This window comes from Cryobacterium sp. AP23 (genome assembly GCF_054075385.1).
The window spans coordinates 976,476-991,587 of sequence record NZ_CM133415.1; the positions used below are offsets into that span (position 1 = coordinate 976,476).

At 69.4% G+C, this 15,112-nt stretch carries 19 protein-coding genes; 2 read left to right on the top strand and 17 right to left on the bottom strand.

The window, feature by feature from the left end; translation table 11 throughout:
* The first annotated feature begins 267 nt into the window (after positions 1-267).
* Positions 268-957: a M23 family metallopeptidase gene (locus tag ACU5E9_RS04540; RefSeq protein WP_456812432.1), complete on the top strand. Its 690-nt coding sequence runs from the start codon at positions 268-270 to the stop codon at positions 955-957.
* Here ACU5E9_RS04540 and ACU5E9_RS04545 read toward each other — a convergent pair.
* The 6 genes from ACU5E9_RS04545 to ACU5E9_RS04570 all read right to left on the bottom strand — a co-directional run bounded on the left by ACU5E9_RS04545 (position 930) and on the right by ACU5E9_RS04570 (position 7,128).
* Complete coding sequence (locus ACU5E9_RS04545; protein WP_456812433.1) at positions 930-1,880, bottom strand: tyrosine recombinase XerC; 951 nt, start codon at positions 1,878-1,880, stop codon at positions 930-932. The genes ACU5E9_RS04540 and ACU5E9_RS04545 overlap by 28 nt on opposite strands.
* A gap of 106 nt (positions 1,881-1,986) precedes the next feature.
* Complete coding sequence (locus tag ACU5E9_RS04550) at positions 1,987-2,904, bottom strand: metallophosphoesterase (protein ID WP_456812434.1); 918 nt, start codon at positions 2,902-2,904, stop codon at positions 1,987-1,989.
* Between the two features lie 309 nt (positions 2,905-3,213).
* A complete protein-coding gene (dprA, locus tag ACU5E9_RS04555) occupies positions 3,214-4,563 on the bottom strand; it encodes a DNA-processing protein DprA (RefSeq protein WP_456812435.1) in 1,350 nt (449 codons plus the stop codon).
* On the bottom strand, positions 4,560-6,110 hold the full coding sequence (locus tag ACU5E9_RS04560) for a YifB family Mg chelatase-like AAA ATPase (RefSeq protein WP_456812436.1): 1,551 nt from the start codon (positions 6,108-6,110) through the stop codon (positions 4,560-4,562). Before ACU5E9_RS04560 ends, dprA begins: the two co-directional genes overlap by 4 nt.
* Complete coding sequence (locus ACU5E9_RS04565; protein WP_456812437.1) at positions 6,110-6,466, bottom strand: YraN family protein; 357 nt, start codon at positions 6,464-6,466, stop codon at positions 6,110-6,112. The genes ACU5E9_RS04560 and ACU5E9_RS04565 overlap by 1 nt, the downstream gene beginning before the upstream one ends.
* Before the next feature lie 137 nt (positions 6,467-6,603).
* A complete protein-coding gene (locus tag ACU5E9_RS04570; RefSeq protein WP_456812438.1) occupies positions 6,604-7,128 on the bottom strand; it encodes a DUF1269 domain-containing protein in 525 nt (174 codons plus the stop codon).
* Between the two features lie 111 nt (positions 7,129-7,239).
* Here ACU5E9_RS04570 and ACU5E9_RS04575 point away from each other — a divergent pair, with 111 nt between their 5' ends.
* Entirely contained in the window at positions 7,240-7,683 is a 444-nt protein-coding gene (locus tag ACU5E9_RS04575) for a nitroreductase/quinone reductase family protein (RefSeq protein ID WP_456812439.1), read from the top strand.
* 10 nt (positions 7,684-7,693) lie between these two features.
* Here ACU5E9_RS04575 and ACU5E9_RS04580 read toward each other — a convergent pair whose 3' ends face one another.
* The 11 genes from ACU5E9_RS04580 to ACU5E9_RS04630 form a co-directional block, all read right to left on the bottom strand.
* Positions 7,694-8,239 (bottom strand): AMIN-like domain-containing (lipo)protein, encoded by a 546-nt coding sequence (locus ACU5E9_RS04580; protein ID WP_456812440.1) that lies wholly within the window; start codon positions 8,237-8,239, stop codon positions 7,694-7,696.
* Positions 8,240-8,356: 117 nt separating this feature from the next.
* Entirely contained in the window at positions 8,357-9,457 is a 1,101-nt protein-coding gene (locus ACU5E9_RS04585; protein ID WP_456812441.1) for a dipeptidase, read from the bottom strand.
* Between the two features lie 52 nt (positions 9,458-9,509).
* Complete coding sequence (locus ACU5E9_RS04590; RefSeq protein ID WP_130176401.1) at positions 9,510-9,833, bottom strand: DUF2469 family protein; 324 nt, start codon at positions 9,831-9,833, stop codon at positions 9,510-9,512.
* Between the two features lie 25 nt (positions 9,834-9,858).
* Entirely contained in the window at positions 9,859-10,506 is a 648-nt protein-coding gene (locus tag ACU5E9_RS04595) for a ribonuclease HII (protein WP_456812442.1), read from the bottom strand.
* Positions 10,507-10,522: 16 nt separating this feature from the next.
* A complete protein-coding gene (gene lepB / locus ACU5E9_RS04600) occupies positions 10,523-11,269 on the bottom strand; it encodes a signal peptidase I (protein ID WP_456812443.1) in 747 nt (248 codons plus the stop codon).
* 110 nt (positions 11,270-11,379) lie between these two features.
* The gene (rplS, locus tag ACU5E9_RS04605; protein WP_220604071.1) at positions 11,380-11,724 is read right to left on the bottom strand and encodes a 50S ribosomal protein L19; all 345 of its coding nucleotides are present in this window, start codon (positions 11,722-11,724) and stop codon (positions 11,380-11,382) included.
* 204 nt (positions 11,725-11,928) lie between these two features.
* Complete coding sequence (locus tag ACU5E9_RS04610; RefSeq protein WP_456812444.1) at positions 11,929-12,471, bottom strand: MFS transporter; 543 nt, start codon at positions 12,469-12,471, stop codon at positions 11,929-11,931.
* 9 nt (positions 12,472-12,480) lie between these two features.
* Positions 12,481-13,251 (bottom strand): tRNA (guanosine(37)-N1)-methyltransferase TrmD, encoded by a 771-nt coding sequence (trmD, locus tag ACU5E9_RS04615; RefSeq protein ID WP_456812445.1) that lies wholly within the window; start codon positions 13,249-13,251, stop codon positions 12,481-12,483.
* A gap of 11 nt (positions 13,252-13,262) precedes the next feature.
* Positions 13,263-14,120 carry a formate/nitrite transporter family protein gene (locus ACU5E9_RS04620; protein ID WP_456812446.1) on the bottom strand — a complete coding sequence of 286 codons (858 nt, stop codon included), beginning with the start codon at positions 14,118-14,120 and terminating at the stop codon, positions 13,263-13,265.
* Between the two features lie 93 nt (positions 14,121-14,213).
* Complete coding sequence (gene rimM, locus ACU5E9_RS04625; RefSeq protein WP_456812447.1) at positions 14,214-14,852, bottom strand: ribosome maturation factor RimM; 639 nt, start codon at positions 14,850-14,852, stop codon at positions 14,214-14,216.
* Between the two features lie 21 nt (positions 14,853-14,873).
* Positions 14,874-15,110: an RNA-binding protein gene (locus tag ACU5E9_RS04630; RefSeq protein WP_066596208.1), complete on the bottom strand. Its 237-nt coding sequence runs from the start codon at positions 15,108-15,110 to the stop codon at positions 14,874-14,876.
* Between the last annotated feature and the right edge of the window lie 2 nt (positions 15,111-15,112).

A 15,112-nucleotide genomic window follows, 5' to 3' on the forward strand; every position in this document is an offset into this window, starting at 1 on the left:
TGATCACTACTCCTGGTGCCCGGCGCACATCCCGCCCGACTTCGTGAGAAGTCAGGACCGAGTGGGTGTGTTGGCCGAATGGGCACGCGTAGTCAGCGCGCAAAGCGCTGCTCAGAGAACTCTAGCACCCAGTCGACCCGTGGCGCGGACACCCGGGCCCCGCCGTCCCCCGTGTGCGGCCTCCTCCACCGGCGTCGTGCGGCGCCCGGAGTGCACAGGTCGACCCCCGGGACCGAACCTATGGGTGTTCGCCGCGACAATCGTCGCATGACCGGTTCCCGGATCTTCCTCCACGGCGGTGTCGCGCGCGTCGGCTCCACCGTGCTCCTGCTGCTCGCGGGCGTGTTCCCTGCGCCCGAGCCCGCGTCGACCACTGCCCGTGCGGCGCCAACCGTGTCGGCGGCCCCGGCCGCAGTGGTCGCCCCACCCGCGACCCCGGCCCCGCCTCCCGGAGCTGGGGCCGCGGCGAGGGGCGAAGCCCCGGCGGAGCGGTGGTACTGGCCGGTCGGGCCGCCCCACGACGTGCTCCGGCCCTTTGAGGCGCCGGCGAGCACCTACGGGGCCGGGCACCGCGGCATTGACCTGCCCGGCCGGGCGGGCTCGCCGGTACGCGCCCCGTCAGCCGGGGTGGTGTCGTTCTCAGGTGTCGTGGTCGACCGGCCTGTGCTGTCCATCCAGCACGCCGGCGACCTCCTCTCCAGCTTCGAACCGGTCTCGGGCACGGTGCGTGTTGGCGACCGGGTGAGTGCCGGGCAGGTGGTGGGGACGGTGGCGACGGGCGGGCACTGCGCCGACCGCTGTGAGCATTTCGGTGTGCGCCTGCACGGCCAGTACATCTCGCCGCTGCTGTTTCTCGGCGGCATCGAACAGGCGGTGCTGCTCCCCCTCGACGCGGCTGGGCCGGGGGCCGGCATGCCGCCGGGTCAGGGTCAGGCGCGAGGGTGGGCGAGCCGGTAGCTCTGCTGAAGGCGTTCCGCCGAAACGTGGGTGTAGATCTGGGTGGTGCCGAGGCTGGCGTGGCCGAGCATCTCCTGCACGGCGCGCAGGTCCGCTCCCCCGTCGAGCAGATGGGTGGCCGCAGTGTGCCGCAGGGCGTGCGGGCCGGCGGGACCCGTGCCCGGCATGGATTCGAGCAGGGCAGCCACGGTGCGGTACACCGCGCGCACCCCCAGCCGGTTCCTGGAGCTGCCGAGGAAGAGGGCCTTCGGATCGTTCCGCGCACCGCTCCGCATGGTCGGCGTCCCGGCCGGGCCGGTCGGTGCGGCCGCCAGGACCGGCCACGCGACGGTCAGGTACCGCACCACCGCGGTCTGCGCGGGCACGCCGAAGGGTACGACGCGTTCCTTGTCGCCCTTACCCGTGACCCGCAGGGTCAGCCGGGAGAGATCGACGTCGGCCAGGTCGAGGCCGACGAGTTCAGAGACCCGAAGTCCGGACGCGTAGAGCAGCTCGATGATGGCGAGGTCACGAACGGCTCCCGGCTCCCCCGTGCTCGCCGCCGCCTGCAGCCGGTCCAAAAGGTCCTGCATCTGGCTGCGGTTGATCACGCGGGGCAGAGTACGTCCGGGCTTGGGCGAGCGGAGGCGCACGGCCGGGTCGCTGGGCAGGGTTCCCTCGCGGGCCAGCCAGGCGGTGAAGCCGCGGGCGGAGGCGGAGCGCCGGGCGATCGTCGCCCGCGCCAGGCCGGCCTCGGTCCCGGCCCACAGCCAATCACGCAACAGCTCGAGTCCGAGGTCCTGAACGTCGTCCACTCCCCGGTCCTCGGCGAACGTGGCCAGTCCGGCCAGGTCGGCGCGATACGCCCGAACGGTGTTCGCGGAGAATCCGCGCTCGGCGCTGAGGTAACGTGCGTAGCCGTCCATCGCCGGGTCGAGGTGCATGGTTCCAGCTTCTCTCCCCCGCGCCGCGGATCGCGGCAGCGACGCGATACTCCCGTCCTCTTCCGCCTCGGCGGTCGATGCCGGCCGGCCCGTGTCCACCACGGTCCTACGCCGGCAGGTGCCGGGAGAAGGCGTCGAGACGGGCGGCCGGGCTGAGGGACTCCATCCGGTCGAGGTAGGCCGGGTCGAAGCGGGTAACCACGTCGAACACACCGAGCGGGACATTTGAGTGCACCACCTGGTCGGCGTAGACGTGTACCAGGTTGATCGACTGGCCGCCCGCGACGCCGGTGAGTTGGCGCGGTGGGGCTGCGACGTCGATGGTGTAGCAGGTGGCTGCCGCGACCGACACCGGAATACCGGCGAACATGCCGGTGGTGGCGTAGTGCAGGTGCCCACCGAGGATGGCGCGCACATCACTGCCGCCGAGCACGTCGGCGAGGGCGGCCTGCTCGCGCAGTTCGAGGATCGTCATCAGCGGCAGGGCGGTGGGCACCGGCGGGTGGTGCAGCGCGAGCAGCGAGCCGTGTTCGGCCGGTTCGGCGAGCACGTCGCTCAGCCAGGCGAGCTGGTCGGCCGTGACCTCGCCATGGTGATAGCCGGGCACGCTGGTGTCCAGCGTGATCAGGCGCAGCCCGTTGATGTCGGCGACGGCGTCGATGGGTGCGTCGTGACCGTCGACGCGGAGCAGCTCGGTGCGGAAGGCGGCGCGTTCGTCGTGATTGCCCATCACCCACACCAGCGTGGCACCCATGCGCTCCGCTGACGCTTCGACGATATCGCGCACCCGCCGATAGGCATCCGGTTCGCCGCGGTCGGCGATGTCGCCGGTGAAGACCATGGCGTCGATGGCCAGCCCCGAGGACTCCAGCTGTGCCATCGCCCGGTGGACAGTGCTGTCGGTGTCGACGGCGTCGTAGAGCAATCGGCCCCGACCGTCCTCGGTGTTTCCGAGGAAATGGGTGTCGCTGAGGTGCGCGATCAGGTGCGTGGCCGGCGGGTACTGGCCCCACTGCTGCTGCACGTTCGACGGCGCTGCGTTCGATGGGGCTGCGTTCGATGGCGCTGCGTTCGATGGCGCTGCGTTCGATGGCGCTGCGCTGTGCCCGCCGGTCGGTACCGTTCCCGTCATGGCTGACCCCTCACACTCTTCGCTGGCTCCGTCCGAGACGCCCACCGTGCCGCGCCCCACAACACACCCTAAGCGCACCCCCCGACCCCCCGCCTTCCCGACGCCCGCCTCGGCCCCCACTAACTGTTCCCGCTCCGGACAACTGGTCCCGGTGTGCCGGGACCAGTTGTCCGGACGGGGAACAGTTGGCGGCGCGGCGGGTCAGGTGACCCGCACCCAGCCGGTGGCCCGTTCCCGGACCGAGCCCTCGAAGTCCAGGGCGCCCAGCGCGCCGAGCACCGCGGCGGTGGACAGCCCCGACCGTCGGGCGATGTCGGCGGGAACCCGCGGCGCCCGCACGCTGAGGGCATCGAACACCCGCACCTGATCGCTGGTGCGCTCCCGTGGTGTGTCGCCGCCGCTCAGGTTGAGTTCCAGGTCGACACCCACTCCGATCAGTTCGGCCATCTCGGCGGCCGAGGTCACGCAGATGGCATCGTAGTCACGCAGCAGACGGTGGCAGCCCGCGGAGGTGGGCGACGTGACCGGGCCGGGTACCGCGCCCAGCGGCCGCCCGAGCGCCGCGGCATGACCGGCCGTGTTCAACGACCCTGAGCGCCAGCCCGCCTCCAGCACCACCGTCGCGCCGCTCGCGGCCGCGATCAACCGGTTGCGCTGCAGGAATCGCCATTTGGTGGGCGCCGCCCCGCATGGAAGCTCGCTGAGCACGGCGCCGGCCTCCACGATGCGGCTGAGTAGGGCGTCGTGGCCGCTGGGGTAGAAGCGGTCGACACCCCCGGCCAGGAAGGCCACGGTCGTGCCGTTGCTCGCCAGTGCCGAGCGGTGGGCCATGCCGTCGATGCCGTAGGCGGCACCCGACACGATGGCGAGTCCGCGGTCGACGAGTCCGGCGGCGGCCTCCATCGCCACGTTCTCGCCGTAGCCGGTCGCGGCGCGGGCCCCCACGAGCGCGATCGAGTGCCGGAGGGCGTGGAGCGCCTCGGTGCGGCCTCGCCACCACAGGGCGAGCGGCGCATGTTGTCCCAGGTCGTCGACTCCGGCCGGCCAGAGCGGATCCCCGGGCAGCAGCAGCGCCGTCCCGGTGCGCCGGGCCTGCTGCAACGACCGGATCACCTCGGCCGAGGACAGCCGAGGCCGCCACCGGGCCAGGGCCTGCTCGAGCCCCAGGCGGAGCCCGGAGGCATCGCCGGCCCCGTTGTCGTCGACGGTTGCCGACAGGCGCCGGGTGAGACGTTCGGCGGGCCACGCCTCGACCACTGCGGTGAGCGCGGCGGCGGCACCGAGGATGCCCACCACCGCACCGGCCACCCCGTCGCCGGGTTCGGCGATGGTGGTCCACGCCGCCCGGGCGAAAACCTCCCGGGGATCGGCTGTCCCGCCCGGATCCACCGGCTTCCGCCCCGACTCCGTCTGCTCCGGGCCCGTCTGGTCCGGGTGCGTCTGCTCCGGGCTTGTCGGGTCAGCACCCCGGTCCTCGTCGCGGGTGTGCTCCGGGCGCACGCCGGCGGTGGCGTCGCGCACCACGGTCTCGTCAAGGCCGAACATGGTCATGAGGTCATTCCCTTCCGCAGGTACAGTGCCTGCCCCACTTCGTCGGGTCCGGGCCGGCTGACCCCGGCGAGGTCGGCTATCGACCAGGCCACCCGCAGGATGCGGTCGTAGCCGCGCATGGTGATGCCACCGCGCTCCAGCGAGCGGTCCAGCATGGCGGTGACCTGTCCGCCCAGGCGTCTGTCGGCACCGCGCAGCCACGGTCCGGGCACCTCGGAATTCAGGGTCCACGGTGTTCCGGCGAGCCGTTCGGCGGCGGCTGCCCGGGCGGCGAGCACCCGCTCCCGGGCCGCGGCGCTGGAGAGCCGGCCCCCGTCAACCGCCAACCGCAGTTCAGCCACGCTCACCCGTTTCACCGTGAGCTGGATGTCGATGCGGTCCAGCAGCGGACCCGACAGCCTTGCGAGGTAGCGCCGCCTGGCGTGCGGCGGGCAGGTGCACTCCGGGTCGGCTCCCCCGGACCGGCCGGCACCGTACTGTCCGCACGGGCAGGGATTGGCGGCCAGGACCAGCTGGAACCTGGCGGGGAAATGAGCGGTGGCGTTGGCGCGATGGATGCTGATCTGGCCGGATTCGAGCGGCTGCCGGAGCGCGTCGAGCACCGACGCGCCGAACTCGGGGGCCTCGTCCAGGAACAGCACCCCATGCGACGCCCGCGCCGCGGCACCCGGCCGGATCACCCCGGTGCCCCCACCCACCATCGCGGCTGCAGTGATGGTGTGGTGCGGCGCCTCCAACGGTGGACGGGTGATCCGGGAGCGCCCGACCGGGCGCCCGCTCAGCGACCGCAGCGAGCTGACCTCGAGGGAGGCGGACGGCCCCAGGTCAGGCAGCAGGCCGGGGAGCCGCGCCGCGAGCATGGTCTTGCCGGCCCCGGGCGGTCCGAGCATGAACACGTGGTGGCCGCCGGCGGCGGCGACCTGCAGGGCGAGGATCGCTTCGTCATTGCCGATGATGTCGAGCAGGTCGAGGGTCTCGTCCACCGGCTCGGCCTCGGCCGGCGCGCTCAGCACCTCCACCTCGATCGGGTCCAACGGCGCACCGTGCCAGATCAGGGCGTCGCGCAGCGACGCAACCCCGATCACGCGGATGCCGGGCACCAGCGCCGCCTCATCGGCGTTGCCGGCCGGCACCATCACCGTGCGGCGACCGGCCCGCGCCGCGGCGATCACCGCGGGGAGGATGCCCGGTGTTGGCCGAAGCCTGCCGTCAAGGGCGAGTTCGCCGATGTGCACGACCGCGGCGACGGAGTCGGCCGCGATCACATCGTCGGCGGCGAGGCACGCCACGGCGATCGCCAAGTCGAACCCGGAACCGTGCTTCCGCAGCGCCGCCGGGGACAGGTTCACCGTGAGCTTGTGCCCATTCAACGCGCACCCGGAGTTCTTGGCCGCCGCGCGCACCCGTTCGGCGGCCTCCGCCAGTGCCGCGTCGGGCAGTCCGATCAGTTTCAGCCCCGGCAGCTGGCTCGAGATGTCGGCCTCGACTTCCACGAGCGAACCGGACAGCCCGATCAGCGCGACCGAATGGGTACGCGCCAGACCCATCAGAACACCCCCTCGAGGTGTTCGACCTGGGGTTCCTGGCCCGGGCGGGTGATCACGGCGATCGCATCGATTCGGATCCGGCGGGCGCGCAGCCCGGACTGCCGGCACCACGCCCCGGCCAGGCGGCGCAACCGGGCCAGTTTCGCCACGGTGATCGCCTCGAACGGATGCCCGAATCCGGTGCCGGAGCGGGTCTTGACCTCGACGAACACGATGTCGCCGTTGCGAGTTGCGATCAGGTCGATCTCACCCTGGTCGCACCGCCAGTTCCGCTCCAGCAGTGTGTAGCCCGCCTCCAGCAGGTATTCGGCCGCGCAATCCTCACCGCGCCGCCCGACGTCGTCTTTGTGTGCCACGAGCACCTCCACGACCAGCGTGGTCGGCGCGGCGGTCCCCCGACCGGGGTCTAGGCCAGGCTGTGCAACACGCGACGAGACCGCCCCTGTGGAGGAGCGGCCTCGGGTGGTTCTGATGGGTCGGTTTTACGCGTTGATCAATAGGTGTCGTTGCGCGCCTGGGTCTGCATTTCCTTTGACGCGGCTGCGAGTTCCTTGTCGAGTTCCTTCGCGTCGACCTTGAGCTCCTTCTGGATGTGCTTCTGCGCCACCAGGCCCGCCTTGCGGAATTCTTCGTCCAGCCGGTCCTTGCCGATGACGATGAGTGCGGCCTCGCCCGAGTCGAGCAATTCGCCGAGCTCTTTGAGGTCGCCGCGGTCCAGGCCTCGCCAGAAGTGCCCGACGACACCGCCGGCAGCACCGCCCACGATGGCGGTACCGATGATGCTCGGAGGGAACAGCAGACCGACAACCGCGCCGGCGGCGACGCCGGTCCAGCCGGCGTGTTTGCTGGTCTTGCGGCGCACCTCCACCGATCCGTCCGCCTGTTTCGTCGCGACGCCGGCGTCGTAGGTGCCGATCACCTTGCTGGCGTGCAGCTCGCTCACGACCTCCAGGTCGGACTCGGCCGTCGCCGTGTCGGGGTAGACACCGAGATAGAGGAATACGGAATCATCAGACATTGGAACTCCTTCACGTCGTTGGGGTGGTGCCCGTCGATGGGGCTCTATCCCTGAGGACGGTACCCAGCCCCCAAATGGGTGTCAACCGGTGCGCGGTCGTAGGCTGAGCCCATGATCTCCAACCGCGTTACCGACCTGTCGATGCGGGCGATGAACGGCGTGCACCGGGCCATCCTCACCCTGACCCGCGGCCGCGTCGGCTGGAGGATCGGGCCGATGCACGTGGTCGAATTGCACACCATCGGCCGCACCTCGGGGCAACGACGATCAACGATGCTCACGGCACCGATTCACGAGCCGGGACTGGTGGTGCTGATCGCGTCCAAGGGCGGCGACGACCGGCACCCGTTCTGGTACCTGAACCTCGTGGCTCATCCCGACGTCGAACTGACCGAACACGGTGTCACCCGGCCGATGCGGGCGCGCACGGCCGGCGCGGCCGAGAAGGCCGCGTTGTGGCCGCGCATCGTGCGCGCCAATCCCGGCTACGCCGGCTACCAGCGCAAAACCTCCCGGGACATCCCGGTGGTCATCTGCGAGCCACGCACGCCCTGAGGAACGTGGCTCACCACCGGTGCGCGACGTCGACGACGAGTCGGCTGGCATCGCCGGGTCCGTCGAGGATGAACGTGCGGAACGGCAGCCGGGCCCTAACGCCGAGTCCGAATGTGCTCTCCCCGCCGAAACCACCGGCGAACGCTACCTGCCGGAAGGTCTGGTAGCCGGAGACGTTGACGGCTTCGTTGTCGTTGGCCGGGTCGTAGGTCACGACGTTGTTGTTGTCGAACGGGTCGGAGAGCGCGATGACGCGCAGGTCGGCGGCGCCGCGAAGCGGCACGGGCGTACCCGACCCCTCCTTGCGAACGACCCCGTATTGCACGGCGTACCCGGTGAGGTCACCGCGGACGTCGACGACGAAGCGGTCGAAGCAGGGATGCTGGCCCGCGCGGGCATTGGTGATCGTCGCATCGGGTGCGGTGACACCCTGGCTCTTGGGTAACGAGCCCCAGGTGATCCCGCAATAGGGGGCGGCGGTGGCGGCGGATGTGCCGGAGGTGAACAATACGGCACCCATCAACGCGCTGAGGATGAGTGCAACGGAACGCTTCATTGCGATCCACTCCTTCAGAAGAATTTCCTGAGATGGATATTACGCCGGCCCCCCGGCGGCGGCCCGGTCCGATGATCACAAATTGGATGCAATCCGCGACCGTCCTCCCGCCAACCGTCAGACCGTCAGCCGGGTCGGCTCCGCCCCGTTCCCGGCGAACGCGGCATCGGTCGCCCGCAGTACCCGCAGTACGTTCGCGCCGGCCAGGGCGGCCAGTTCGGCGGCGCTCCAGCCGCGTCCGGCGAGCTCGAGCAGCAGGGCCGGGTACCCGTCGACGCCCTCGAGCTGGTCGGGGAATTCGTCGGTGCCGTCGAAGTCGCCGCCCAGCCCGATGTGGCGGATACCGGCGACCGTGCGGGCGTGCTCGATGTGGTCGGCCACCTGCGCGAGGGTCACCACCGGCGCCGGGCTGCTCTGGTCACCGGCGAACCACGCCGCATACTCGGCCGAGACGAACTGCGGCACGAACGTCACCATCAGCACGCCGTCGTTCTCGGCCAGGCGCGCCAGCACGTCGTCGGGCACGTTGCGCGGATGCGCGGTGACAGCGGAGCAGGAACTGTGGCTGAAGATCACCGGTGCCGTCGTCACATCGAGCGCGGCGTGCGCGGTCGCCGGGGAGACGTGGGACAGGTCGACCAGCACGCCCAAGCGGTTGAGTTCGCCAATGTACTCGACACCCCTGTCGGTGAGGCCGTCGTGCACGGGCTCGTCGGTGCCGGAGTCGGCCCAGCTCGTGTTGTGCACGTGGGTGAGGGTGAGGTAGCGCACACCGAGCCGGGCGAGCATCCGCAACACCGCGGGCGAGTCGTTGAGGCTGTGCGCGCCCTCGGCGCCCAGGAGGGACGCGATTCGGCCGCCGGCACGGGCGGCCTCCACCCCGGCGGCGCTGGTGACGACCTGGAAGGTATCCGGGTACCGGGCGGCGAGCCGGTAGACCCAGTCGATCTGCTCGAGGGTGCCCTGCACGGCGTCCGCGCCCGCGAGGGTGTCTTCCACGTACACCGACCAGAATTGTCCGCCGACCCGGCCGGCACGCAACCGGTCGATGTCGGTGTCGGTGTCGAGGGCGCCGTCGAGGCCTTCCACGGAGTAGCCGCGGTGTTCGCGCATCTCCCAGGCCCAGTCGTTGTGGCCGTCGATCAGCGGGGCAAGGTCCAGCGCCTCGTCCACCGTGGACTGGGCGTCGGTGCGGGAGCGGTTCGGACGAGCGTTCATCCCGTCACGCTAGCAGCCGGGCGGACGCCCGGCGCCGGCCTGGTGCAGGCTGTTACTCGTCGAGCGCGAGTTCCTTGGGCAGTTCGAATTCCTTCGAGGCCAGCTCCTCCACGTTGACGTCCTTGAACGTCAGCACGCGCACCGATTTGACGAACCGGTCGGAGCGGTAGACGTCCCAGACCCAGACGTCTTTCATGGTGAGCTCGAAGTAGAAATCGTGCTCGGTGTCCCGCCGCACCAGCTCGACCTCGTTTGCGAGGTAGAAGCGGCGCTCGGTCTCAACCACGTACTGGAACTGCCCCACTACGTCTCGATACTCGCGGTACAGGGCCAACTCGACCTCGCGGTCGTAGTCCTCGAACTCTTCTTCTTCCATGGTGAGTCAATCTTACGCGCAGAAGTTACTGCGGAATTTTGAGCCAGCTCAGCCGGTGGTGCGCGCTGGCCCCCAGGGATCCGATGGCGGCCATGTGCTCGGCACTGCCGTAACCCTTGTTGCCCTTCCAGCCGTAACCGGGCGTGCTGAGGTCCGCCGCGATCATCAGGCGGTCCCGGTGGACCTTGGCGATGACGGATGCCGCCGACACCGACGCGCAGTCCTGGTCAGCCTTGATGCGGGTCACGACGGACAGCGGGGTGGCGAGGGCCTTGTTCAGCCAGTCGTCGTTGCCGTCCAGCAGCACCACGCCGTTCCGGATGTCGACACCGTCGGCGTGCAGGAGCGCGAGGGCGCGCTTCCCGGCCAGGCCGAGCGCGGCGATGATGCCCACGGCATCCACCTCCTGCGGTGATGCCAGCCCGACGGCGCTGTGCTGTACCCACGCTGCCGCGAGTGGGGCGAGGCGCTCGCGGCGCGGTTCGCTGAGCAGTTTGGAGTCGCGGAGGCCCTCGGGGAACGCTCCGACGGCGGCCGTCACGACGGCGAGGCCCACCGCGACCGGTCCGGCGAGGGCGCCGCGGCCCACCTCGTCGCAGCCGATGACGCAGCTGGCGCCGGCGGAGAGCATGGCCAGTTCCACCTCGAGGGTGGGTTCGACGACAGCCATCATCGTGGGTCGCCGATCATCACTTCTCGGCCTCCTCGACTCCCCGGAACACGTCGGGATAGTCGTCCAGCCAGCTCCACCGGCTCACCGGCCAGCTGATCACGAGGGCGCGGCCCACCACGTTGTCCATCGGCACGAACCCCTTGCCGGGGGTGTCCGGGTGGTAGCGGGAGTCGAGCGAATCGTAGCGGTTGTCGCCCATCACCCAGAGGGAGTCCTCCGGCACGACGACGTCGAACGCGTCCTTGGAGGCGCTGGTCTGCCCGGCCGGCAGGAGCACGTACGGCTCCTTCAGCGGGATGTCGTTGACGCTCATCTGGCCCAGCGCGTTGCAGCAGACGACGTGGTCGCCGGGCAGGCCGATGATGCGTTTGATGAGGTGGTCGTTGCTGTCCGGTGCCGACAGCCCCACCACCGACATGGTCCAGTCCAGGGCGGCCACGATGGGGTTCTGCTCGATCGGCGCCTGCGGGGGCAGCCAGCCGCCCGGATCCCGGAAGACCACGACATCGCCGCGAGAGGCGGGCACGAGGTCGGGTTCGAGCTGGTTGACGATGATGCGGTCCTGCACCAGCAGGGTGCTCTCCATCGACCCTGAGGGGATGTAGAACGACCGCACCAGGAACGTCTTGATCAGGAACGAGATGAGCAGTGCCACCACGAAGATGATGAGAAGGTCGCGAATGAATATCGCGACGCCACGCTTCTTGCGCGGCGAATCTGATTCCAGGCGATGCGATCGCGAGGGCAGAATGTTGTCTGTCATTTAACCGCCTGAGCTCCTCGCCCAGTTTAGCGGGGAGGAGCTCAGGGGGAAATCCAGCGGGCTGCGAATACGCTCAGGCTTACGGCCGAACGGTTCGCGACTGGCGCTGGTTAGTCGCGCTTTTCCTTGATCTTGGCCTTCTTGCCACGGAGACCGCGCAGGTAGTACAGCTTGGCGCGACGCACGTCACCGCGGACGACGACCTCGATGTGGTCGATCACCGGGGAGTGCACCGGGAAGGTACGCTCGACGCCGACCTGGAAGCTGACCTTACGGACGCAGAAGGTCTCGCGGACGCCTTCGCCCGAACGGCCGATGACGACACCCTGGAAGACCTGGACACGCGAGCGTGCGCCTTCAACGATGTTGACGTGGACCTTGACGGTGTCGCCGGCGCGGAACTCCGGGATGTCTGAACGCAGCGATGCCGCGTCCACCTGGTCGAGAATATGCATGTTATTCGCTCTCTGTACCCGCCACAGGTCGAGGACGTTTTAGTGGCGCCCCGCCCGCTCACGGAAGGTGAGCTGGTGGCGACCAATTGAGTGTGTGCGTGCCGATATCGATGCAGCTCCCCTGTGGCAGAGACTTGCCGCGGCACAAACGCTTATTCTGCCACGAAATCACACGGCGCGCCAACAGGGAGCACCCGGGACGCGTCAACGTTCGCCGGGCTTCTCCTGGATGATGATGACGCTGGGGTCCGCTGGGGCACCGCCGGGGTTCTCCGAGCGTGCCGCGGAAGGGTTCGCCATGGTGGGAAACGGGGACCCGCCTGCGGGAACCGTGCCGAACCTGGCGGTCTCGTCGATATAGGCCAGGGCCTCGCGCACGCGTTTGCGGGCGGCGTCGTACAGTTCCCAGACGGCGAACCAGAAGGCACCGATGCCAACCAGGACGACCAGCACGGACAGCCACGGTGCACTGTCGGAGTACACGCCCATCAGCACGATCAGTGCGTGCCAGAGGGTGAGAACGCCCACGTCGGCCCAGGAGACGGCCTTCGCCAGGCGCACCTCCTTGCGGGCCAGGAAGAGCAGGCTCACGACGAGCAGGCCGAACCCGATGGCGATGGCGCCGAAGCTCGCACCGAGCACCTGCCAGGCGGAGGTGCCGAAAATCGACGCGGCAACCATCAGCCAGAGCGGAAGCGCGCCGACGGCTACGAACTGCCAGTAGTAGAAGACCCTGCGGAGAATCACAGCACCAGATTACCCGCGGCTGCCCCGTCGAGCCTTGGAGTTCGCTGGAGGCAGAAGAGTGGGATCGGCGATGTCGGCCGGCAGCAGGTCCGGGCGCACCGCACGGGTGCGTTCGATCTGCTGCTGGTGGCGCCACGCGGCGATGGCGCCGTGGTTGCCGCTGAGCAGCACCGGCGGCACGTCCAGGCCCCGCCAGCTGGCCGGCTTGGTGTAGCTCGGGTACTCGAGCAGGCCGTCCTCGTGGGATTCCTCGACGAGGCTCTCCGGGTTGCCGACCACTCCGGGGATGAGCCGGCCGATGGCCTCGATCATGGCCATCACGGCCACCTCTCCCCCGTTGAGCACGTAGTCGCCCAAGCTGACCAGGCGCACCCGGCCACGGCCGGCGAAGTGGTCGACCACACGCTGGTCGATGCCCTCGTAGCGGCCGCAGCCGAAGACCAGGTGCGGCTCCTGGGCCAGTTCCCTGGCCATGGCCTGGGTGAACTGGTCCCCGGCCGGTGACGGGAAGATCAAGACCGGACCGGCTCCGTCATCGTCCAGGTCGGAGCTCGCGGGCAGGATGCTGTCCAGCGCTTCGCCCCACGGCTCCGGCTTCATCACCATGCCGGCGCCGCCGCCGTAGGGGGTGTCGTCGACGGTGTTGTGCCGGTCGTGGGTGAAATCGCGCAGGTTGTGCACAGCGAGGTCGATCAGGCCGGCCTGCCGGGCGCGGCCGAGGAGGGAGATGTCCAGCACACCGAAGAACTCCGGAAAGATACTGATGATGTCGATGCGCATAACGGTCAAGTCTACGAGTGGGCGGCGGCGAGTTCCGTCGTGCTGTCCGCGTCGACGTCGTCGTGGCTCGCCGCTTCCCGGTTGACCCGGGTGCGGTGCGAGAAGTAGAGCGGCAGGGCCGTGAAGAGCACGGCGCCGAGGAAGTTGCCGATCAGGACCGGGCCGGTGTTCCAGCCCCACCAGTCGCCGAAGCTGATGTCAGCGCCGAGCAGCATGCCGGCCGGGATGACGAACATGTTCACCACGGCGTGCTCGAGGCCCAGGCCGAAGAAGGTGAGCACGGGCAGCCACATGCCGAGGATCTTGCCGGCGGCCGAGGTGGATGTGTAGAACATGATGGTGCCCAGCGCCACCATCCAGTTGCAGAGCATGGCCTTGATGACGGCCACCAGGACGCCGCCGGCGCCGACGGCTTCGTACGGGAGCACCTTGTGCTCGGCCAGGTGGATGATCGCCTGGATCACCGGGTCGGTGGTGTCGGTGCCGAGGTAGGTGATGACACCCACATAGAGCAGCGCGAACAGGCCTGCTCCCACGATGTGGGCCGGGATCACGACGGCGAAGTTCTTGAGCGCCTTCGCAATGGTGGTGCGCCCCTCGAGCACCGCAAGCGGGATCAGGGCGAAGCTGCCCGTGACCAGCTCGAGGCCCAGCATCAGGATCACGCAGAACCCGACCGGGAAAAGGATGGCGCCCACGATCGGCAGGCCGGTCTGGGCCGACGCGGTGAGGGCGAGCGACGTCGCCGCACCCAGGATCGCACCGGACAGGGCGCCGCGCAGAAACATCTGCCGGGCGGTGAGGTTGGTCTTGACGACCCCGGAGTGAACGAGCGAATCGATCAGGTGGTCCGGATTCACGTAGGTCATGCGACGGTACTCCTCTTCAACGGCCGCGAAATCAACGAACGTGAAGTAGGTGTGGCGCGGCGCGCCTCTCCCCGTGAACTGGGTCAGTGGCGGTTACGCGCCCTGACCGTCGGGAGTCGGCGTCGCTGCCGGTTCTTCGGGGGTTTCGGCGTCCGGCACCGGTTCGTCGGTGTCCGGCTCGTCCGGGAGCTCTTCGAGCAGTCCGGGCGGAGGGGTGATCGTGATGATGCCGGCCACAACGTCGACCGAGGGGACGATCGCCTTGACGAACGGGATCATCACCTCGCCGTTGGCGGTCTTCACAATCAGGAGGTCCTGGGCGGGCAGGTGTTCGAGGCGCGTCAGCGTGCCGATCTGCACACCGTCCCGCACCACGGCGAGTCCTACCAGCTGGTGGTCGTACCAGGCGTCTTCTTCATCCGTCTGCTCGGCGGAGTCCTGGTCGATCCAGAGAATGGCCTTGGCCAGGGTCTCGGCGGCCTCGCGGTCGGGCACGCCCTTGAAGAACCCGACGGCGTGCTGGTTGTACCAGCGCAGCTCGACGAGTTCGATGGTCTTGCCGTGCCAGGGTGAGCTGGTCGGCACCTGGAGGGTGAACACGGCGCCCGGGACGAAACGTCGTCCCGGGTCGTCCGTGAACAGCTCCAGCTTGATGGCGCCCTTGAGGCCGTGGGCCTTCGTGAGGCGCCCCACCCGCAGTTGGGTGGCCGGGGTCGTGCTGTCGTCGCTCATGAGGGGCTAGTCACTGCCGCTTCAGAAGTCCGTGTCGACAACGTCGACCCGCACGCGCTTGCCATCGGCCAGAGCGGCCACCAGAGTACGCAGCGCCTTGGCGGTGCGACCGGCGCGGCCGATCACCCGGCCGAGGTCCTCGGGGTTCACACGAACCTCGAGCACCTCGCCACGGGGTGAGTTCTGGGCTACAACGTGCACGTCGTCCGGGTGATCAACGATTCCCTTGACGAGGTGCTCAAGCGCGGGAGCGAGCAAAA

Bases quoted from the DNA above. Each gene is read 5' to 3' on its own strand.
- ACU5E9_RS04585 (WP_456812441.1), bottom strand. From the start codon at position 9,457: ATGAACGCTCGTCCGAACCGCTCCCGCACCGACGCCCAGTCCACGGTG.
- rplS (WP_220604071.1), bottom strand. From the start codon at position 11,724: ATGCATATTCTCGACCAGGTGGACGCGGCATCGCTGCGTTCAGACATC.
- ACU5E9_RS04570 (WP_456812438.1), bottom strand. From the start codon at position 7,128: ATGTCTGATGATTCCGTATTCCTCTATCTCGGTGTCTACCCCGACACG.
- ACU5E9_RS04540 (WP_456812432.1), top strand. From the start codon at position 268: ATGACCGGTTCCCGGATCTTCCTCCACGGCGGTGTCGCGCGCGTCGGC.
- ACU5E9_RS04620 (WP_456812446.1), bottom strand. From the start codon at position 14,120: ATGACCTACGTGAATCCGGACCACCTGATCGATTCGCTCGTTCACTCC.
- ACU5E9_RS04595 (WP_456812442.1), bottom strand. From the start codon at position 10,506: ATGATGGCTGTCGTCGAACCCACCCTCGAGGTGGAACTGGCCATGCTC.
- dprA (WP_456812435.1), bottom strand. From the start codon at position 4,563: ATGACCATGTTCGGCCTTGACGAGACCGTGGTGCGCGACGCCACCGCC.
- lepB (WP_456812443.1), bottom strand. From the start codon at position 11,269: ATGACAGACAACATTCTGCCCTCGCGATCGCATCGCCTGGAATCAGAT.
- trmD (WP_456812445.1), bottom strand. From the start codon at position 13,251: ATGCGCATCGACATCATCAGTATCTTTCCGGAGTTCTTCGGTGTGCTG.
- rimM (WP_456812447.1), bottom strand. From the start codon at position 14,852: ATGAGCGACGACAGCACGACCCCGGCCACCCAACTGCGGGTGGGGCGC.
- ACU5E9_RS04580 (WP_456812440.1), bottom strand. From the start codon at position 8,239: ATGAAGCGTTCCGTTGCACTCATCCTCAGCGCGTTGATGGGTGCCGTA.
- ACU5E9_RS04560 (WP_456812436.1), bottom strand. From the start codon at position 6,110: ATGGGTCTGGCGCGTACCCATTCGGTCGCGCTGATCGGGCTGTCCGGT.
- ACU5E9_RS04545 (WP_456812433.1), bottom strand. From the start codon at position 1,880: ATGCACCTCGACCCGGCGATGGACGGCTACGCACGTTACCTCAGCGCC.
- ACU5E9_RS04590 (WP_130176401.1), bottom strand. From the start codon at position 9,833: ATGGAAGAAGAAGAGTTCGAGGACTACGACCGCGAGGTCGAGTTGGCC.
- ACU5E9_RS04575 (WP_456812439.1), top strand. From the start codon at position 7,240: ATGATCTCCAACCGCGTTACCGACCTGTCGATGCGGGCGATGAACGGC.